Origin of the sequence: Paraburkholderia sp. RHO2 (genome assembly GCF_050955445.1) — a bacterium.
In the GTDB taxonomy this organism is placed as follows: Bacteria; Actinomycetota; Actinomycetes; order Mycobacteriales; family Mycobacteriaceae; genus Prescottella; species Prescottella agglutinans_A.
Window position 1 is genome coordinate 986,503 of sequence record NZ_CP162617.1, and the last position, 17,412, is coordinate 1,003,914.

At 68.2% G+C, this 17,412-nt stretch carries 18 protein-coding genes; 11 read left to right on the forward strand and 7 right to left on the reverse strand.

The genetic code is table 11. The features are described from left to right. Window positions 1-70 precede the first annotated feature (70 nt). Window positions 71-1,372 carry a cutinase family protein gene (locus ABTV10_RS04435; RefSeq protein WP_499032817.1) on the forward strand — a complete coding sequence of 434 codons (1,302 nt, stop codon included), beginning with the start codon at window positions 71-73 and terminating at the stop codon, window positions 1,370-1,372. Between the two features lie 60 nt (window positions 1,373-1,432). Here ABTV10_RS04435 and ABTV10_RS04440 read toward each other — a convergent pair whose 3' ends face one another. From ABTV10_RS04440 to ABTV10_RS04465, 6 genes are all read right to left on the reverse strand, one after another. Next, a complete protein-coding gene (locus ABTV10_RS04440; protein ID WP_280760049.1) occupies window positions 1,433-1,738 on the reverse strand; it encodes a DUF1416 domain-containing protein in 306 nt (101 codons plus the stop codon). Between the two features lie 6 nt (window positions 1,739-1,744). After that, complete coding sequence (locus tag ABTV10_RS04445) at window positions 1,745-2,578, reverse strand: sulfurtransferase (protein WP_499032819.1); 834 nt, start codon at window positions 2,576-2,578, stop codon at window positions 1,745-1,747. Between the two features lie 95 nt (window positions 2,579-2,673). Then, window positions 2,674-3,141 (reverse strand): DUF4395 domain-containing protein, encoded by a 468-nt coding sequence (locus ABTV10_RS04450; protein ID WP_499032821.1) that lies wholly within the window; start codon window positions 3,139-3,141, stop codon window positions 2,674-2,676. Window positions 3,142-3,283: 142 nt separating this feature from the next. Next, the gene (locus ABTV10_RS04455) at window positions 3,284-3,370 is read right to left on the reverse strand and encodes a putative leader peptide (RefSeq protein ID WP_350317252.1); all 87 of its coding nucleotides are present in this window, start codon (window positions 3,368-3,370) and stop codon (window positions 3,284-3,286) included. A gap of 43 nt (window positions 3,371-3,413) precedes the next feature. Beyond that, on the reverse strand, window positions 3,414-3,866 hold the full coding sequence (locus ABTV10_RS04460) for a thioredoxin family protein (RefSeq protein ID WP_499032823.1): 453 nt from the start codon (window positions 3,864-3,866) through the stop codon (window positions 3,414-3,416). Further along, entirely contained in the window at window positions 3,863-4,645 is a 783-nt protein-coding gene (locus ABTV10_RS04465; RefSeq protein ID WP_433610191.1) for an LmeA family phospholipid-binding protein, read from the reverse strand. The genes ABTV10_RS04460 and ABTV10_RS04465 overlap by 4 nt, the downstream gene beginning before the upstream one ends. A gap of 140 nt (window positions 4,646-4,785) precedes the next feature. Between ABTV10_RS04465 and ABTV10_RS04470 the strand changes: the two genes are divergently transcribed. From ABTV10_RS04470 to ABTV10_RS04500, 7 genes are all read left to right on the forward strand, one after another. Then, window positions 4,786-5,544, forward strand: a complete 759-nt coding sequence (locus tag ABTV10_RS04470) for a winged helix-turn-helix domain-containing protein (RefSeq protein ID WP_499032826.1) — start codon at window positions 4,786-4,788, stop codon at window positions 5,542-5,544. Further along, the gene (mshD, locus tag ABTV10_RS04475; RefSeq protein ID WP_499032827.1) at window positions 5,544-6,464 is read left to right on the forward strand and encodes a mycothiol synthase; all 921 of its coding nucleotides are present in this window, start codon (window positions 5,544-5,546) and stop codon (window positions 6,462-6,464) included. Before ABTV10_RS04470 ends, mshD begins: the two co-directional genes overlap by 1 nt. 211 nt (window positions 6,465-6,675) lie before the next feature. Further along, window positions 6,676-7,803 carry a phosphate ABC transporter substrate-binding protein PstS gene (pstS, locus tag ABTV10_RS04480; protein ID WP_499032830.1) on the forward strand — a complete coding sequence of 376 codons (1,128 nt, stop codon included), beginning with the start codon at window positions 6,676-6,678 and terminating at the stop codon, window positions 7,801-7,803. Between the two features lie 57 nt (window positions 7,804-7,860). Next, entirely contained in the window at window positions 7,861-8,913 is a 1,053-nt protein-coding gene (gene pstC, locus ABTV10_RS04485; protein WP_499032832.1) for a phosphate ABC transporter permease subunit PstC, read from the forward strand. A 3-nt stretch (window positions 8,914-8,916) separates the two neighbouring features. After that, window positions 8,917-9,822, forward strand: coding sequence for a phosphate ABC transporter permease PstA (gene pstA / locus ABTV10_RS04490; protein WP_499032834.1), 906 nt, complete (start codon window positions 8,917-8,919; stop codon window positions 9,820-9,822). A gap of 95 nt (window positions 9,823-9,917) precedes the next feature. Beyond that, the gene (pstB, locus tag ABTV10_RS04495) at window positions 9,918-10,694 is read left to right on the forward strand and encodes a phosphate ABC transporter ATP-binding protein PstB (protein ID WP_499032836.1); all 777 of its coding nucleotides are present in this window, start codon (window positions 9,918-9,920) and stop codon (window positions 10,692-10,694) included. Window positions 10,695-10,752: 58 nt separating this feature from the next. After that, on the forward strand, window positions 10,753-11,361 hold the full coding sequence (locus ABTV10_RS04500) for a CHAP domain-containing protein (protein ID WP_499032838.1): 609 nt from the start codon (window positions 10,753-10,755) through the stop codon (window positions 11,359-11,361). On the opposite strand, the gene ABTV10_RS04505 is transcribed toward ABTV10_RS04500, so the two are convergent. Next, window positions 11,346-12,347: an endonuclease/exonuclease/phosphatase family protein gene (locus ABTV10_RS04505; RefSeq protein ID WP_499032840.1), complete on the reverse strand. Its 1,002-nt coding sequence runs from the start codon at window positions 12,345-12,347 to the stop codon at window positions 11,346-11,348. The genes ABTV10_RS04500 and ABTV10_RS04505 overlap by 16 nt on opposite strands. Window positions 12,348-12,620: 273 nt before the next feature. Here ABTV10_RS04505 and ABTV10_RS04510 point away from each other — a divergent pair, with 273 nt between their 5' ends. The 3 genes from ABTV10_RS04510 to ABTV10_RS04520 all read left to right on the forward strand — a co-directional run bounded on the left by ABTV10_RS04510 (window position 12,621) and on the right by ABTV10_RS04520 (window position 17,386). Then, a complete protein-coding gene (locus ABTV10_RS04510; protein WP_499032843.1) occupies window positions 12,621-13,844 on the forward strand; it encodes an ABC transporter substrate-binding protein in 1,224 nt (407 codons plus the stop codon). A gap of 69 nt (window positions 13,845-13,913) precedes the next feature. Beyond that, a complete protein-coding gene (locus ABTV10_RS04515) occupies window positions 13,914-16,661 on the forward strand; it encodes an ABC transporter permease subunit (RefSeq protein WP_499032845.1) in 2,748 nt (915 codons plus the stop codon). Then, complete coding sequence (locus ABTV10_RS04520; protein WP_499032847.1) at window positions 16,658-17,386, forward strand: ABC transporter ATP-binding protein; 729 nt, start codon at window positions 16,658-16,660, stop codon at window positions 17,384-17,386. Before ABTV10_RS04515 ends, ABTV10_RS04520 begins: the two co-directional genes overlap by 4 nt. The last annotated feature ends 26 nt before the right edge of the window (window positions 17,387-17,412 follow it).

The following is a 17,412-nucleotide window of genomic DNA, read 5'->3' on the forward strand; positions in this document are numbered from 1 at the left end:
GGTGCTCCCGAAATAACGTGAGAATCGCGAACTGTCACGCCTGCGGGGGTGCGCACGGTCGGAGGTGCCGATGGGTCGTCGTGGGTTGGTGGCCGGACTTGCCGGGGCGGTCGCCGCGGCGTCACTGTTCGTATCGGTGGCGCCCTCGGCCGCCGAGAGCGCCGGCTCGTCGGGCTCGGGTTCGGGTTCGCAGCACGGTCCGGTGAAGAGCCCCGACAACTACGGCGACGGATGCCCCGACATCCTCGTGCTCGCGGTGTCCGGGGCCACCGACTCGAGCGTCGACCGCGACCCCTTCGACGACAAGGAACGGGTGCCGTGGGCCAACTGGCTCTCGAACGTCACCGTTCCGCTCGGCGAGGCCAACCGGGACCAGCCGGGGACCGTCGGCTGGATGTATGTGCCGTACCCGTCGACGTACGGCGTGGGCGTGTTCGCGGACGTGCCCACCTATCAGGACTCGGTGGCGGCGGGCGTGGCGTCGACCAATCACATCCTCGACGAGAAGAAGACGCAGTGCGGCGATGCCACCCGGTTCGTCCTGCTCGGGTACAGCGTCGGCGCCGAGGTCACCGAACGGGTCGCCCGCGAGCTCGGCCATCGAGACGCCTCGGCGACGGTCACCGCCGACGACATCGCAGGAGTGGCCCTCGTCGGCGATCCCTACCGCCCGGCCGGCACCCCGTCGCTGGGGGAGCCGGGACCGCGCGGTGGCGGGTTCATGTCGTCGGAGCCGGTCGACTACGGCGCCCTCGAGGGCAAAATCCTCTACGACTGCCGTCCGTACGACATCGCGTGCGACGCCCCGCCGGACATCGCCGTCCTCGAACTCGCGCTCGGGGTCCTCGGGCAGATGCGGTTCACCCTCCTGAACCCGGTGCAGACCTTCGCCGACTTCGGTCGTGTCGTGTCGGACATGTCGGCGCGGGCGATCGCGCACATCGTCACGCGCGAGGACTGGTTCACGTCCGACGAGTCGCTGCTGGACGTGCTGCGGATGGTCGCCGACCAGACGTATCGCGACGACGCGGCGACGGCCACGGCGACACCGGAACGCATTGCAGCACTGGATGCCTGGGCGCGCGGCCCGGGTGCCGACGTCGTCCGCGCCAAGCTGGCCGCGGAGGGGGTCGGGTTCGTCGAGGACAACCGCGGCATCGTCGACCTGATCCTGGGGCCGTACATCTTCCTGGGTGCTGTCCAGCACCTGTTGTACTGGCTTCCCGGCCCCGAGCCGTTGTTCGGGGACAGCGACAGGCTCGTCGACTGGATCAGCGGTCTCGCACGCGACGACGCCCTGCAGCCGCCGGCCGCAGCCGGTTCGGCAGGATCGACCGGATCGTCCGGCTCGGGCGGCTCGGGCGGCTCCTGACACAACGACGTGGGGCCCACTCCGTATCGGAGTGGGCCCCACGTGTTTTCGAGTGTCGGACTACTTGGCGACCGTCACGTCGACGTTGTGGACGCCGGCGCTCGACGGGTTGATCCGCACGTCGCCGTTGCCGGAGCTGGACAGTGCACGCACCTTCCAGTCGCCGGGGGCGGCGAAGAAGCGGAAGTCGCCGGTCGCGGACGCGACGACCTCGGCCGTGAACTCGTCGGTGCCGTCGAGCAGGCGGACGAACGCGCCGCCGACGGGCTGGCCGTCAGCGGTCAGCACGCGGCCGGTGATGACGGTCTCCTTCTCGACGTCGATGCCGGCAGGCAGGGTCTGGGTCTGAACAGGTGCTCCGCACATAGCTTTTTATGCTCCCAACTCGATCGGTGCGCCGACCAGCGAGCCGTACTCGACCCAGCTGCCGTCGTAGTTCTTCACGTTCTGCTTGCCGAGGATCTCCTGCAGCACGAACCAGGTGTGGCTCGAGCGCTCGCCGATGCGGCAGTAGGCGATCGTCTCCTTGGAGTCGTCGAATCCCTTGTCCGCGTACAGCTTTGCGAGGTCGGCGTCGGACTTGAAGGTGCCGTCCTCGTTCGCAGTGGTGCTCCACGGGATGTTGATCGCGCCGGGGACGTGGCCGCGCTGCTGCGCCTGCTCCTGCGGCAGGTGCGCCGGCGCGAGGATCTTGCCGGAGTACTCGTCGGGGGAGCGCACGTCGACCAGGTTCGCGGAGCCGATCGAGGCGATGACGTCGTCACGGAACGCGCGGATCGAGGTGTCGGGCGCGGCGGCCGTGTACTCGGTGGCCGGGCGGGTGACGGTCTCCTGCGACAGCGGACGGCCGTCGAGTTCCCACTTCTTGCGGCCGCCGTCGATCAGCTTGATGTCCTGGTGGCCGTACAGCTTGAAGTACCAGTAGGCGTAGGCGGCGAACCAGTTGTTGTTGCCGCCGTAGAGCACCACGGTGTCGTCGTTGGCGACGCCCTTCGCGGACAGCAGGGCGGAGAACTGCTCCTGGTTGAGGAAGTCACGGCGGACGCCGTCCTGCAGGTCCTTGCGCCAGTCGAGCTTGATCGCGCCCTCGATGTGGCCGCCGTCGTACGCGGCGGTGTCCTCGTCGACCTCGATGAATACGGTCTTGGGGGCGTTGAGGTTCTGCTCGGCCCAGTCTGCGGAGACCAGGACGTCGGAGCGAGCCATGGGTTGTCCTTTCGGGTTCGTGAACGGCGTGCGAAACGAGCGTGGGAATGCTGCGCGGATGCGGGACCCGTGCGGGTGGAGATGTCGTGGTGCGGTCAGGCCGGGTGCGGCGTCGCGCCGCGGAACCGCGCGACCAGCGGGTAGATCTGGCAGCCGAGGCAGATACCGAATGCGGCGTTGAGCAGTGCCGCGAACAGTGCGAAGCCGGTGGCGACGCCGCCGACCAGGCCGGCGCCCAGGAGAAACGCGACCGTGCCGACGGTCGCGAAGACCAGGCCGACCAGCTGCGCGAACCGCAGCGGCGGGACGGGCTCGCGTTCGACGGTGGGGCCGAGCCGCGGTGCGACGACCCGTGCGAACAGCAGCCCGTACGGGCTGCGACGGGGTCCGGCGACGGCGCCGACGGCGAACATGACGGCCTGGACGGCCAGTAACACCCCGGCCGCGAGGGTGGAGACGGTGGACAGGACCAGCACGACGACGAGGACGGCGGTGGTGATCCACGCGGCGAACCGCGGGCCGCGCACGTCGACCTGCTGAATCTCGAGAGTGGGGCTGGACATGGGAAGTGCTCCTGCGGGTTACCGAGTGCTGTGACATGCCGGCGCGGCGGCGCGGCAAGGACCGGAATTCGGGATTTCACCGACCACGGACGGGCCCGTCAGCGAGAACGCTGATACAGAGAGGAATCGACCGTCTGCGTGATCAACAGCAGGGACAGCAACAACCACCGAGGCGGCACAGGTCGACTGCGCGGCGACGGGTGAGCATCAGCTCATGGTTGGCGTACACGTGGTGCAGCGTACCTGGTTTTCGAGGATTTGGGATGCCCCGGTCAGAGAAGGGGAGCGAGGGCCGACTCGAGGTCCCCGGCCGACGGCACTCCGGAGATGCGGAAGCGTTCGGTCAGCTCCCCGTCGAGGATGAACGTCGTCGGCAGCGACAGCACGCCGAGAGTCTTTGCCAGGGAGGGGTTCTCGTCGATGTCGAGCTCGATCTCGGTGGCCGTGTGACCCTCGGAGCCGTCGGGGGAGTTCGCGGCGAGCTTGGTGAGGACCTGCCCGATCACGCGCCGCACCGCGGCGCACGGACCGCACCAGTCCGCGGAGAAATGGAGCACGATCGGTCGCCCGGTCGCGGTGACACCGGCCTCGGCGAGGTGGGTGAGGCGCTCGTCGTCGACCGTGGCCGGGGCGGACTCCCGGACCTTGCCCGAGCGGTTGCGGAGGGCGAGTCCGACCACGAGCGTGGCGACGAGCGCGACAACCAGGACGACGAGCGCGGTCACAGCTTCGCCTGCAATTCGTCCAGGTTGATGATCACGTTGTCGCCTGTTCCTTCGATCACGATCTGCGAGCCCTCGGCGTACACGTCGGTGGGCATGACCCCGAACGGCAGCGCCTGCGGGTCGATCGTCTTGGTGAAGAGGTCGAGCACACCCTGTTTCAGCGGGGTGGGCACCGTGAAGTCGGCCTCGCCTTCGGGCCCGAAGTAGAAGTCGGTCGCCACGATCATCAACTGCTCACCGCGCAGCACCAGGTCGGCCTGCACGCTGACCGACTTCTGCAGCGGACCCACCGGCACGGTTCCGGTGAACACGATGCCGCCGGTGGTCGGGGAGCCGGATCCGCCGGATCCTCCGGTGCCGTCGGACTTGTCCGCCGGCGGTGCGGAAACCTGCAGATCGGGGATACCGAGGAACTTGCCCAGGTCGGTGGCGTCGATCATCATCCGACCCTCGAGGTGCTCCACCGGAACGTCGCGGACCGACCCGTCGAGCAGCGACGACGCCGGAACGGACACTCCGTTCAGTGTCGCCTCGATCGTCACGTCGCCGATCATCTCCTGCGGCACCTGCCCGGCGCGGACCTCGATGTTGTCGTACTTGCCGTTCCACGCCTGGGTGAGGAACGGGAAGCCGTGGATGGTGACCTCGGGGTCTGCGGGCAGTGAGCCGCCCTCGCGCAGCGCACGCGAGACGCGGTACTCGGAGTAGGCGGCGGCGCCGAAGTCGACGACGACGGCGAGTCCGATGAGGCACACCAGTCCGATGATCAGTTTCCGCACCACACCATTCTTACCGGCCCCGCCCGGTACCGGTGCGGCGGTAAGGTGCGATCTCGCGCTAATCTGTGCGCGAACAAGAACGTCGGTCCACTCGGTGTCGGCCCTTCGCCGGCATTCGCGGCGCAAGAGAGGGAGGTTGAGTGGAGCTGCTGCTTCTGACCTCCGACCCCAATCCGGAGACGGTGCTGCCGTCATTGGCCCTGTTGGCGCATTCCGTGCGCCCGGCGCCGACGGAAGTCTCGTCCCTGCTCGAGGCAGGGTCCGCGGATGTGGCACTCGTCGACGCGCGCGCCGATCTCGCGGCTGCCCGCGGCCTGTGCCGGCTGCTCGGCAGCACCGGCTCCGCCGTGCCGGTCGTCGCAGTGCTCACCGAGGGCGGCCTGGTCGCCGTCAACTCGGACTGGGGTCTCGACGACATCCTGCTTCCGACCACGGGACCGGCCGAACTCGATGCGCGACTGCGGTTGCTGGTCGGCCGCAACGGTGGTGTGGCCAGTCCGGAATCCGCCGGCAAGATCACGCTCGGTGAGCTGGTGATCGACGAGGGGACGTACACCGCACGACTGCGGGGTCGTCCCCTCGATCTGACTTACAAGGAGTTCGAACTCCTCAAGTACCTCGCGCAGCACGCCGGGCGGGTGTTCACCCGTGCGCAGCTGCTGCAGGAGGTGTGGGGCTACGACTTCTTCGGCGGCACCCGCACCGTGGACGTCCACGTGCGACGACTGCGCGCGAAGCTCGGCTCGGAGTACGAGTCGCTCATCGGGACCGTCCGCAACGTCGGATACAAGGCGGTGCGCCCGGCGCGTTCGTCGGGTCGCTCCGGCGGTGCCGTCGAACCGGACGAGACGGATTCGGACGACCCTGACCTGACACCCACCAACGGATCGGCATTTTGATGGATACGCAGCAGCTCGACTGGATCGATTCACCGCCGGTCGAGGCCGTTCGCGGCGTCATCGCACGGGCCGCGACGGCCGACGGCACCGCTCCGGTTTCCGAGCAGGCCGTGCACGCGGTCGCCGGCGCCGGCGCGGCCCGGCACCTCGTGTGCACCGCCCGCGGTTCGGTGGTCGGCTACGCCCAGCTCGAGCCCGGCCACGGCGATCACCCGGCGATGGCGGAGGTCGTCGTGGACCCGGAGGCGCGCGGAGCCGGAATCGGTACCCGGCTCGTGGCGGAGGTGCTGCGGGCCGGCGGGCCGGGGACCCGCGTGTGGGCGCACGGCAACCTGCCCGCGGCAGCCGCCGTCGCGCGACGGCTGGGCCTCGCCGGGGCGCGGGAGCTGCTGCAGCTGCGGCGATCGCTGACGACCCCCGACCTGCCCGACCTCGTGGTGCCCGACGGGGTCACGCTGCGGACGTACCGGGGCCCCGAGGACGACGCGGAACTGTTGCGGGTCAATGCCGCCGCGTTCGAGTGGCACCCGGAGCAGGGCTCGTGGACGCAGCGCGAGATCGACGAGCGCCGCGCCGAGTCGTGGTTCGACCCGCAGGGGTTGTTCCTCGCGTTCCCGTCGGAGGACGCTGCCGCCGGGGACCCGAACCGTCTCCTCGGCTTCCACTGGACCAAGGTGCACGCACCCGAGAACGGCAACCCCGCGCTCGGCGAGGTGTACGTCGTCGGGATCGACCCCGGCGCGCAGGGCCGCGGCCTCGGTCGCGTGCTCACCCTCGCGGGGCTGCACCATCTGCGCGACCGCGGTCTGGGGACCGTGCTGTTGTACGTCGAGGGCGACAACACCGCCGCGCTGCACACGTACGAACGGCTCGGATTCGCACGCTTCCACGTCGACGTCGCGTACGCCGCAGGGGCCTGACCGGTCCCGGTTTCGTCCGGTGTGACCCACACCTCGGGAGATTTCTGCTGGGAGTTCATCTGCCGTTCACCGAACGGGGTCCAGTTGGCTACCGGGCACCCCTACCTTTCTGGCCTGGGTGGCAGAGGGCCACTCGGCGCGACCCGGCAAGGAGCCGCGCCTCCCATGCCGCCCGATCACGGGCGAGACGCTAGAACAGCGGAGGACAAGGGTGAATCTCGAGCGTAAGGGCGCACTGCTCGGAGTGGTGGCCGTAGGTGCCGTGACTGCCATGTCCCTGACGGCATGCGGCAGCGACAACAACGCCGCGTCCTCGACCGTCGACACGTCGGCTTCGACCGCGTCGTGCGAGGGCAAGGACAAGCTCTCCGGCGCAGGCTCGTCCGCCCAGAAGAACGCGATGGACGAGTTCACCTCGACCTACATCGCTGCATGCCAGCAGAAGAGCAAGTCCGTCAACGTCGCGTACAACCCCAGCGGCTCGGGTGACGGACGCACGCAGTTCATCGCGAACCAGATCGACTTCGCCGGCTCCGACTCGGCGATCAAGGGTGACCAGGCCGAGCAGGCCAAGCAGCGCTGCGCCGGCAACGACGCGTGGAACCTGCCGCTCGTGTTCGGCCCCGTCGCGATCGCGTACAACCTCGCCGGCGTCGACGACCTGGTGCTCAACGGCGAGACCACCGCGAAGATCTTCAACGGTGGCATCACCAAGTGGAACGATCCCGCCATCGCGGCACTGAACCCCGGTGCCTCGCTGCCGGACGAGAAGATCAACCCGATCGTGCGTTCGGACTCGTCCGGCACGAGCGACAACTTCCAGCAGTACCTGGAGGCCTCGTCCAACGGTGCGTGGACCCAGGGCGCCGGCTCCGACTTCAAGGGCGGCGTCGGTGAGGGCGCGAAGGGCTCGGCGGGTGTCGCGCAGGCCGTCGCGTCCGCGCCCGGCTCGATCACCTACGTCGAGAAGTCGTTCGCCGATCAGCAGAAGCTGCCGGCCGCGCAGATCGACACCGGTTCCGGACCGGTGGAGCTGTCGCAGGAGACGGCCTCCAAGGCCATCGCGAACGCGTCCTTCAAGGGCTCGGGCACCGGTGACCTCACCCTCGATCTGAAGTCGATCTACGGCACCAAGGAGGCCGGCGCCTACCCGCTGGTCCTGGCGACCTACGAGATCGTCTGCTCCAAGGGCTACGACGCGGACACCTCGGCCGCTGTGAAGTCGTTCCTGACCAGCGCCGCGAACGAGGGCCAGCAGACGCTCGCCGACCAGGGCTACGTGCCGCTGCCGGAGTCGTTCCGCGCCAAGATCAACGAGTCGATCTCCGCGATCGCCTGATCGGACCCATCGCCCTCGGACCGCCCATCTATATTCAGACAGAGAATGTGAGCGCAGATGACTGACGCGAGCACACGGTCGACACCACGCGCCTCCGGCCCCGCGGACGGCGGGGCCGGGGTGGGCGGTCCGAATGGCATTCCGGAGGCCCCGATCACTTCCCCACAGGCAACGAAGAGCAAGACGGTCACTCGTCCGGCGGACCGAATCTTCGGGTCGCTGGCGTCCGGGTCCGCGGTCTTCATCACGCTGCTCGTCGCGGCTGTCGGCATCTTCCTGATCTGGCGCGCGGTTCCCGCGTTGCAGCGCAACGAGGCCAACTTCCTCACCAGTCGGGTGTGGGACACCACCGACATCGACAACATGGCGTTCGGTGTGCTGGACCTGTTCATCACGACGGTGAAGGTCTCGGTGTTCGCGCTGATCCTCGCGATGCCGGTCGCACTGGGCATCGCGATCTTCCTCACCGAGTACGCGCCCAAGCGGTTGGCGCGTCCGCTCGCGTACGTCATCGACCTGCTGGCGGCGGTGCCGTCGATCGTCTACGGCCTGTGGGGCCTGCTGGTATTCGCACCCGCCGCCGCGCCGGTTGCCATGTGGCTCAACGAACATCTCGGCTGGATCCCGTTCTTCGCGGACGGCACCGGCTCGATCCGCGGCGGTGGCACCGTATTCACGGCCGGCATCGTGCTGGCGGTGATGATCCTGCCGGTCATCACGGCGGTCACCCGTGAAGTGTTCGCGCAGACCCCCAAGGCTCACGTCGAGGCGGCGCTCGCGCTCGGCGCGACCCGCTGGGAAGTGGTGCGTACCACGGTCATTCCGTTCGGCAAGTCCGGCTACATCAGTGGTTCGATGCTCGGTCTCGGTCGTGCCCTCGGCGAGACGATGGCGCTCTACATGATCCTGCGGACCACCTCGGCCTCGGCCTCGTGGCTCTCGCTCAACGACTCCGGTTCGACGATCGCGTCGAAGATCGCGCTCGGATACGCCGAGTTCAACAACGACATCCAGGCGGGCGCCTACATCGCCGCCGGTCTGGTCCTCTTCGTGCTCACCTTCGTGGTCAACGCGGCCGCTCGCGCCGCGATCGCCGGAAAGCGGGACTGACCGATGACCAGCGTTCTCGACAAGCCGATCAAGGCGCCCGCCTTCCAGGGCGTCGGGTTCCGCCGCCGTTTCACCGACCTCACCGCGACGGTGCTGGTCACCCTGTCCGTGCTCGTCGCCCTGGTGCCGCTGGTGTGGGTGCTGTGGACGGTGATCTCGAAGGGTCTGCCGGCGATCACGTCGCAGACGTGGTTCACGCACTCGCTCAGCGGACTGTCCGCCTCCGCGGAGGGCGGCGGCATCTACCACGCCCTCATCGGCACGCTCATGCAGGGACTCGTGTGTGCGGTCCTGGCCGTTCCGCTCGGGCTGTTCGTCGCCGTCTACCTCGTCGAGTACGCCGGCAACTCGCGACTCGGCAAGCTCACGACCTTCATGGTCGACATCCTCTCCGGCGTCCCGTCGATCGTCGCGGCGCTGTTCATCTACGCGCTGTGGATCGCGACGTTCGGCTTCCCCAAGTCGGCGTTCGCGGTGTCGCTCGCGCTGGTGCTGCTGATGGTCCCGGTCGTGGTCCGCAGCACGGAGGAGATGCTGCGGATCGTGCCGAACGATCTGCGCGAGGCGTCGTACGCGCTGGGTGTGCCCAAGTGGAAGACCATCGCGCGCATCGTCGTTCCCACCGCGCTGCCCGGCATCATCACCGGCGTCATGCTCGCCCTGGCCCGCGTCCTCGGGGAGACGGCACCGCTGCTCATCCTGGTGGGGTACGCGCCGTTCATCAACTTCAACCTGTTCGGTGGAGAGATGGGCACGCTGCCCGGCGTGATGGTCGCGGAGATGAACAACCCCACCGACGCCGGCTCCAACCGGATCTGGGGTGCGGCGCTGACCCTCATCCTGCTGATCGCGATCCTCAACATCGTCGCGAAGGTGATCGGTCACTTCACCACGGTGCGCAACAAGTGAGCACCGAAAGCGTGGCGATCGACGCAATCACCACACCCCCCGAACCTCGTAAGCAGATACTCGAGCTGACGCTCACACCAGTAGGGAGCCGTTGAATGGCCAAGCGTCTGGATCTCAAGGACGTCAACATCTACTACGGCAAGTTCCACGCCGTCGCCGATGTCGGGCTGTCGGTGCCCCCGCGCAGCGTCACCGCGTTCATCGGGCCGTCGGGCTGCGGTAAGTCCACTGTGCTGCGGTCGCTCAACCGCATGCACGAGGTGACGCCGGGCGCCCGGGTCGAGGGCTCGGTTCTCCTCGACGGCGAGGACATCTACGGCTCCAACGTCGATCCGGTCGGCGTGCGCAAGACCATCGGCATGGTGTTCCAGCGGCCCAACCCCTTCCCCACGATGTCCATCCGCGACAACGTGGTGGCCGGACTCAAGCTGCAGGGCGTGCGCGACAAGAAGAAGCTCGACGAGATCGCGGAGCAGTCGTTGCGCGGCGCGAACCTGTGGAACGAGGTCAAGGATCGACTCGACAAGCCCGGCGGCGGACTGTCGGGTGGTCAGCAGCAGCGTCTGTGCATCGCCCGCGCGATCGCGGTGTCGCCGGACGTGCTGCTGATGGACGAGCCGTGCTCGGCGCTGGACCCGATCTCCACGCTGGCGATCGAGGACCTCATCACCGAACTCAAGCAGGACTTCACGATCGTCATCGTCACGCACAACATGCAGCAGGCAGCGCGTGTGAGCGACCAGACGGCGTTCTTCAACCTCGAGGCGACCGGCAAACCGGGCAAGCTCATCGAGATCGACGACACCGAGAAGATCTTCTCCAACCCCACCCAGAAGGCCACCGAGGACTACATCTCCGGCCGCTTCGGCTGATCGTCCGCGCCGCCGGTCGGTCTACCCTGTCGGGAAGGGTCGATCGGAGGGGTGGGCGATGACGGATCGGGACGGCTCGGCAGGGCTCGCGACGAGGCGGCGACGACGGTCGCTGGGTGTGGCGGCGCTCGCCGCGGTGATTCTCGTCGCCGTCGGCGTGGCGTGGTGGTCGCCGTGGCGCGGCGGGGCGATCGTCGGTACCGAACTGACGTCCTTCCCGGCCGCCGGAACGGATCTCGAACCGACGCAGGAACGAATCCTCGACGTGCTGCGCACCGAATTCGACGCGCAGCCGCCCGGCACCAAGTACGCCGAGGGCGTCCGGGAATCGTGGTGTGCCGACTTCGTCAGCTGGACGCTGCGCGAGGTGGGGGAGCCGCTGTCGAACCCGAACTCGGGATCGTGGCGGATTCCGGGCGTGTACACGCTGCAGGAGTTCTACGAATCAGCCGGGCGGTTCCGGCCCGTCGATTCCGGGTACGTCCCTCGGACCGGGGACGTGGTGCTGTATGCACCGGGTAGCCCGTTCGGTCAGCACACCAACTTCGTGATCGATTACGACGCAGGCACTCTCACCACGGTCGGCGGCAACGAGGCCGACGCGATCAAGGCGCACCGGTTCGCCGTCGCGGACGTGCCGGAGGTCGTCGGCTACGGGGTGCTCTGACCGGCAAAAGGATTCGTCAGCCGGATGTCGACCAGCAGACCGTGGTGGTCGGAGCCGGCGATGTCGATGCGTTCGAGGCTCGTGGCGGCCGCTCCCTTGGTGATCATCCGGTCGATGCCGATCAGCGCGGGGATCCGCCGACCGGCCGGCATCGTGGGCACCAGCCCGGCGCCCAGCTGGTCGGCGACGTCGGCGTATCCGCCGGTGAGCAGCGCCCGGTACTGGCGCTGGCTGTAGCCTGCGTTGAAGTCCCCGCTCGCGACCACGTTGTCCCGCACCGCGCTCGACTCGAGCTCCGAGTGCAGTTCGCGTAGCTCGGCCGCCCACACGGGCGCGGGGAACAGGTACGCGGGTGCGGGATGGACGGCGAAGAGGGCCAAGGGTTCTCGCAGTCCGACATCGAGGTCCGCGGAGAGGTTCGCGGACACGAAGCCGTCGAGAATGCGGGTATTCGACAGTGGGAAACGACTGTAGATCCCGCCGCCCTCGCCGCCGGGCCCGTACGACACGACGAACCGGTGCGGCAGTAGGTCGTCGAGCCCCGCGGCGTGCAGTCCAGCGATGGACTCGTCGGTGAGCTCCTGGACGGTGAGGACGTCGACGTACCGATCGCGAACCGTGCGCACCAGAGCCGACGGATCGGCCTGTCCCACTTTGAGATTGGCCTGCATGACGCGCACGGTCGGTCCGGTTGCGTCGTCGGGTGAGATGTCGGCCGCGCCCGGGATGTAGAGCGGGCTGAGCAGGACGGCGCCCAGCGCGCAGACGACGAGGCATGCGGACTCGGCGATCCACCGCTCGGCGAACGCGGCGACCACGGCGCCGAGCAACGCGATCACGAGCAGCACCGGTGTCTGCGCGGCCAGCAGGACGACGAAGCGGTTCTCCACGTTCGCGCCCGAGGCCGCGAGGCCCGCCGCACCCAGCCCGCAGCAGACCGCGGCGAATACCCAGGCCGTGGTCCGGGCTGTCCGGCGATCGATCACCTCTCGATCATGCCCGTTTCCGGACCGCGGGGCGGGTCTCGTGGGTAGTGAATTGACAGTTAGCCAGTCGGGTGTCAACCAGCGTCTTCCTTGCATGTCGGGGCCGTTTACCCGGACTTTCGCTCGATTGCCGGAATCGCCCAAACTTTGCTCAATCTTTGATTACGCTCCTCCTTCAGGTCGGACGGGACCCTGGGCGACGTCTGGGGGCGTTCCGGCTCGGGCAGTGCCGCTGTCCGGAATGTGCAGCGCCCACCGAGGAGGACACCTCACGTGAAACTGAAGACTCTTGCTCCGGCCATCGCAGCCCTCGCTGCCGTCGGCCTCGTCGCCTCGGGATGCAGCGACGACAGCTCCGCCGACCCGGCCCAGAATCCCGCGACCGGCGAGCCGATCAAGGTCGGTCAGATCCTGTCGATCCAGGCCGGTGGCCTGTCGGTGGCGAACATGGGTGCCGGCATGACCGCGTCGATCGACGCGTTCAACAACCGCGGTGGTGTCAACGGGCGTCCGCTCGAGCTGATCCAGTGCGACACGATGGGCGACCCCAACAAGGAGGTCGACTGCGCCAACAAGATGGTCAGCGAGGGTGTAACCGCCACGCTCGCGGACTTCACCGTCGCCTCACCGGAGTCGGTGTCGCAGATCCTCGCGACGGCCGGCATCCCGCGGGTCGGCATGAACCCGATGAACATGGCCGACTTCACGTCGCCCAACGTGTTCACCCCGTTCGCGGGTTCGCTGCTCACGCTGTTCGCCAACGTGGACGCACTGGTCGCCGAGGGCAAGACCAAGCTGTCGGTGATGCGCCCGGACGTCCCGGTCACCGCGATGCTGACCCAGATGCTCACCCCGGCCGTGCAGGCTAAGGGCGCCGAGATCGTCAACGAGGTGGCGGTGGGTCCAGGCGCCACCGACTACACCCAGTTCGTCGCCGCGGCCGAACGCAACGGTGCGCAGGGCGTGCTCATGGCGTTGACGGCCACCGAATCCAACCAGATCGCGGACGCATTCGAACAGCTCGGCTCGAAGCTGTCCTTCGCCATGCCCGCCACCAATTTCACGCAGGCCGACCTGCAGAACCTGGGGACCTTCGCGACCTCGTCGATCTACACCAGCCCGGTTCCGGCGCCGTCGTCGAGCACCGACCAGTTCCCGGGTCTGGTTCCGTTCCTCGACGACATGTCGGCGTCGGGTCAGGAGGATCTGGAACGCCAGAACCTCAACGGCACGGAGCTGTTCTCCTGGCTGTCGGTTCGGGCGTTCGGTGAGGTCGCCGAGACCCTCAGCGGCACCATCGATGCGCCGGCGGTCATGCAGGGCTTCCAGAACGCCAAGGACATCGACATGGCCGGGCTCGTGCCCGCATGGACGCCGAACGCCGTGCAGCCGGTGGGCATGTTCCAGCGCGTGTCGAACTCGATGATGTACAAGATGACGTTCGACGGTGACGTCGTGGTGACCGATCCGAACATGTTCGACCTGCGCACCCAGTAGTAGTAGTCCCGTCCGTGCGGGGTCCGGCTCCGTCAGCCGGGCCCCGCTTCGGTCTCCCCGGAGGTTCACATGACGGAACTACTGCAGTTCGCCATTCTCGGTCTCGGTGCCGGATCGGCGTATGCGCTGCTCGCGCAGGGCGTCGTCCTCGTCTACCGCGGCTCGGGCGTGGTCAACTTCGCCCAGGGTGCGATCGCGATGGTCGCGGCCTACGTCTGCCTGGAAACCCTCCAGCGCAAGCAACATTGGTCGCTGTTGCCCGCGTTCGTGGTGGCTGTCCTGGTGGCCGCCGCAATCGGATTCCTGTTCCAACAGCTCGTGTTGCGCTGGTTGGCGACGGCAGCCCCGATCGTTCGGCTCGCTGCCACCCTGGGTCTTCTCGTGATCCTGCAGGCCGGAGTCCAGCAGTACTACGGATCGAAATCCATTCGAGTGCGGGCCTTCCTGCCGAACAGCGCCTACCACTGGGGTGACATCGTGGTGCAGCAGGACCGGTTGATCCTGCTCGGCATCGCGGTGGCGACGACGGTGGTGCTGTGGGCGGCCACCCGGTTCACGCGGGTCGGACTGGCGATCACCGCCACCGCCGAGAACGAACGTGCCACCGCCGCTTTGGGCTGGTCGCCGCAGCGACTCGCGTCGCTGACGTGGACGGTCGGCGGCGGCCTCGCGGGTGCCGCGGGCGTCCTCGTCGCGCCGCTCACAGGCCTGACGCCCAACGCGTTCGTCGTCATCGTCACCGTCTCGTCGCTCGCGGCGGCGCTCCTCGGTGGCTTTCGTTCCTTCCCGCTCACCCTGCTCGGGGGACTGGTCCTGGGTGTGGGGGAGAGCGTGGTCGCGCTCTACCAGGACGACATTCGAGACCTGCTGGGGATGGAGACGCTCACCGGCGTCAACCGAGCGGTGCCCTTCCTGGTGATCCTGGTGGTGCTCGTCGTCCGCGGTAAGGGCCTGCCGTTGCGGAGCCACGTCGCCGATCGACTCCCGCGGTTGGGTACCGGCCGCATCGACTGGCCACTGCTCGCCGTCGCGGTCGCTGTGGTCGTGGTGGTGGTGCTCGTCTCCGGTGGCGACTGGCTGAGATCCTTGACGGCCACACTCGCCGCGGCCGTGTTCCTGCTCTCGATCGTGGTCCTGACCGGATTCGCAGGTCAGCTGTCGTTGGCCCAGTACACCGTCGGCGGGCTCGGCGCCCTGGTCGCCGCGAGACTGGTCGGGCAGGCCGGTTGGCCGCTGATCCCGGCCGCCCTCGTGAGCGTCATCGGTGTGACGCTGGTGGGCGTGCTGTTGGCCCTCCCCGCGCTGCGCACCCGGGGGGTGAACCTGGCGGTCGTCACGCTCGGACTCGGATTCACGGTGCAGGAGATGGTGTTCAACAACCCCACCTTCACCGGTGACAAGCTGCAGGGAGCGGTGCGGATCGACGAGGTGAGCCTGCTCGGCCTCGATGTCTCGGCCACCCGCCATCCGGAGCGCTGGGCGTTGCTGTGTCTCGTGGTCCTCGTCGTCGCTGCGTTGATGGTGGCCAACCTGCGGCGGTCGCGTACCGGCCGGCGCCTGATCGCGGTGCGGACCAACGAACGCGCGGCCGCATCGCTGGGCATCAGCGTGTTCGCGGTCAAGCTGTACGCCTTCGCCTTCGCCGCCGGACTCGCAGCGGTTGCGGGAATCCTGTTGGGATTGCGCAACATTGCGGTCACCTACTTCGAATTCAACGTCTTCTCGTCCATCAACGCCGTCGTCCAGGCCGTCACGGGCGGTCTGGGATTCGTCATCGGCGCGGTGGTCGGTGCTCTGCTGGCTCCCGGCGCAGTGCTCAGCCGACTCATGGAGAGTGGTGAGGCAACCGGGGTGATCTCGACGCTGATCGGCGGCGTCGTGTTGATCGTGATCCTGCTGACGAACCAGAACGGCCTCGCGGACATGCTCTCCCGGCTGCGTGGCGCGCTGGCGCGCCGGCTGCGTCCGAACCGGCCGCACCGCCACCGCCGCGCACACGAACTGTCGCCGGTGCGGGACTTCGACCTCGAGCCGGTGCCGGCGCTCGCCCTGTCGGTGCGCGACCTCACCGTGCGGTTCGGCGGTGTGACGGCAGTCGACGGCGTGTGCCTGGACGTGGAACCGGGTCAGGTCGTCGGGCTCATCGGCCCCAACGGCGCCGGTAAGACGACCGTGATCGACGCCGTGACAGGGTTCGTCACCCCGGCGAGTGGCCAGGTGCTGCTGGGCGACGACGACGTCGTCGGATGGAGTGCAGCACGACGGTCCAGGGCGGGACTGCGGCGGTCGTTCCAGTCGCTCGAACTGTTCGAGGACATCACGGTTGCCGAGAACATCCACGCCGGCGCGGACAACGCCGGTTGGCATACGTGGGTGACCGACCTGATCCGCCCGGGACGACATCCGTTCTCGCCGACGGCGTCCGCCGCCGTGACCGACTTCGAGCTGTCCGAGGATCTCGACGCATTCCCGAGCGAACTGTCCTACGGCAGAAGGCGACTCGTCGGCATTGCCAGGACCGTCGCGTCTGGACCGTCGGTGGTGTTGTTGGACGAGCCCGCGGCGGGGCTGGACGAGGTGGAGAGCCGCGAACTGGCGGACGGCATCCGGATGCTCGCCGATCGACGTCGCGCGGGGGTGCTGCTGATCGAGCACGACATGGACCTGGTGATGTCCGCGTGCGACCGGCTCGTGGTCCTGGAGGCCGGCCGTGTGATCGCCGACGGGACGCCGCAGGAGGTGGCCGCCGACGAGCGCGTGCAGGCGGCCTACCTGGGAACGCATGCCGACAGTGCAACGACGGAGGCGACGACGTGACGACGACCGTGCAGACGGATACCGAGAACCGGACGACGGTCCTCGAATACGACGGTGTGAGTGCCGGATACAGCGGCGCCGCGGTGTGCCGGGACCTGAACCTGACGGTTCGGGCGGGCGAGGTGGTGGCATTGATCGGCGCCAACGGGGCCGGGAAATCCACGACGATGCTCACCGCGGCGGGCGAGCTGGCCCCCATCTCCGGGAGCGTCCGAGTGCTCGATCAGCCGAAGCGGATGTCGTTGGCGCAGTTGTCGAAACGTGGACTGAGCTATGTCACCGAGGAGCGTTCGGTGATCATGGGCCTGACGACCGCGGAGAATCTGCGACTGGCCGGAGTGTCCGCGGACGACGCATGCGCTATCTTCCCGGAACTGCGCCGTCTGCTGCGCCGGCAGGCGGGCCTGCTCTCGGGTGGCGAGCAGCAGATGCTCACGCTCGCCCGCGCATTGGCCCGCAAACCGAAACTGCTACTGGCCGACGAGTTGTCACTGGGCCTGGCGCCGCAGATCGTCGCCCGCCTGCTCGAGGTCGTGCGGGACGCCGCGACCACCGACGGTGTCGGAGTGTTGTTGGTGGAGCAGCATGTTCGTCAGGTGCTCGAGGTGGCAGACCGGGTCTACGTCATGCGGCGTGGGCGCGTCATCCTCGAAGGTCCGGCCGCCGACATCGCGGCCGATCTGGACGCCGTGCAGCGCGCGTACCTCTCCGGTGAGGGCGCCTGACACCTCGGGAGCTGGGGTATCGCCGG

Coding starts and splice junctions, on each gene's coding strand:
- pstB (WP_499032836.1), top strand. CDS start 9,918: ATGGCCAAGCGTCTGGATCTCAAGGACGTCAACATCTACTACGGCAAG.
- ABTV10_RS04450 (WP_499032821.1), bottom strand. CDS start 3,141: ATGTCCAGCCCCACTCTCGAGATTCAGCAGGTCGACGTGCGCGGCCCG.
- ABTV10_RS04500 (WP_499032838.1), top strand. CDS start 10,753: ATGACGGATCGGGACGGCTCGGCAGGGCTCGCGACGAGGCGGCGACGA.
- ABTV10_RS04440 (WP_280760049.1), bottom strand. CDS start 1,738: ATGTGCGGAGCACCTGTTCAGACCCAGACCCTGCCTGCCGGCATCGAC.
- ABTV10_RS04435 (WP_499032817.1), top strand. CDS start 71: ATGGGTCGTCGTGGGTTGGTGGCCGGACTTGCCGGGGCGGTCGCCGCG.
- pstC (WP_499032832.1), top strand. CDS start 7,861: ATGACTGACGCGAGCACACGGTCGACACCACGCGCCTCCGGCCCCGCG.
- ABTV10_RS04515 (WP_499032845.1), top strand. CDS start 13,914: ATGACGGAACTACTGCAGTTCGCCATTCTCGGTCTCGGTGCCGGATCG.
- pstA (WP_499032834.1), top strand. CDS start 8,917: ATGACCAGCGTTCTCGACAAGCCGATCAAGGCGCCCGCCTTCCAGGGC.
- mshD (WP_499032827.1), top strand. CDS start 5,544: ATGGATACGCAGCAGCTCGACTGGATCGATTCACCGCCGGTCGAGGCC.
- ABTV10_RS04445 (WP_499032819.1), bottom strand. CDS start 2,578: ATGGCTCGCTCCGACGTCCTGGTCTCCGCAGACTGGGCCGAGCAGAAC.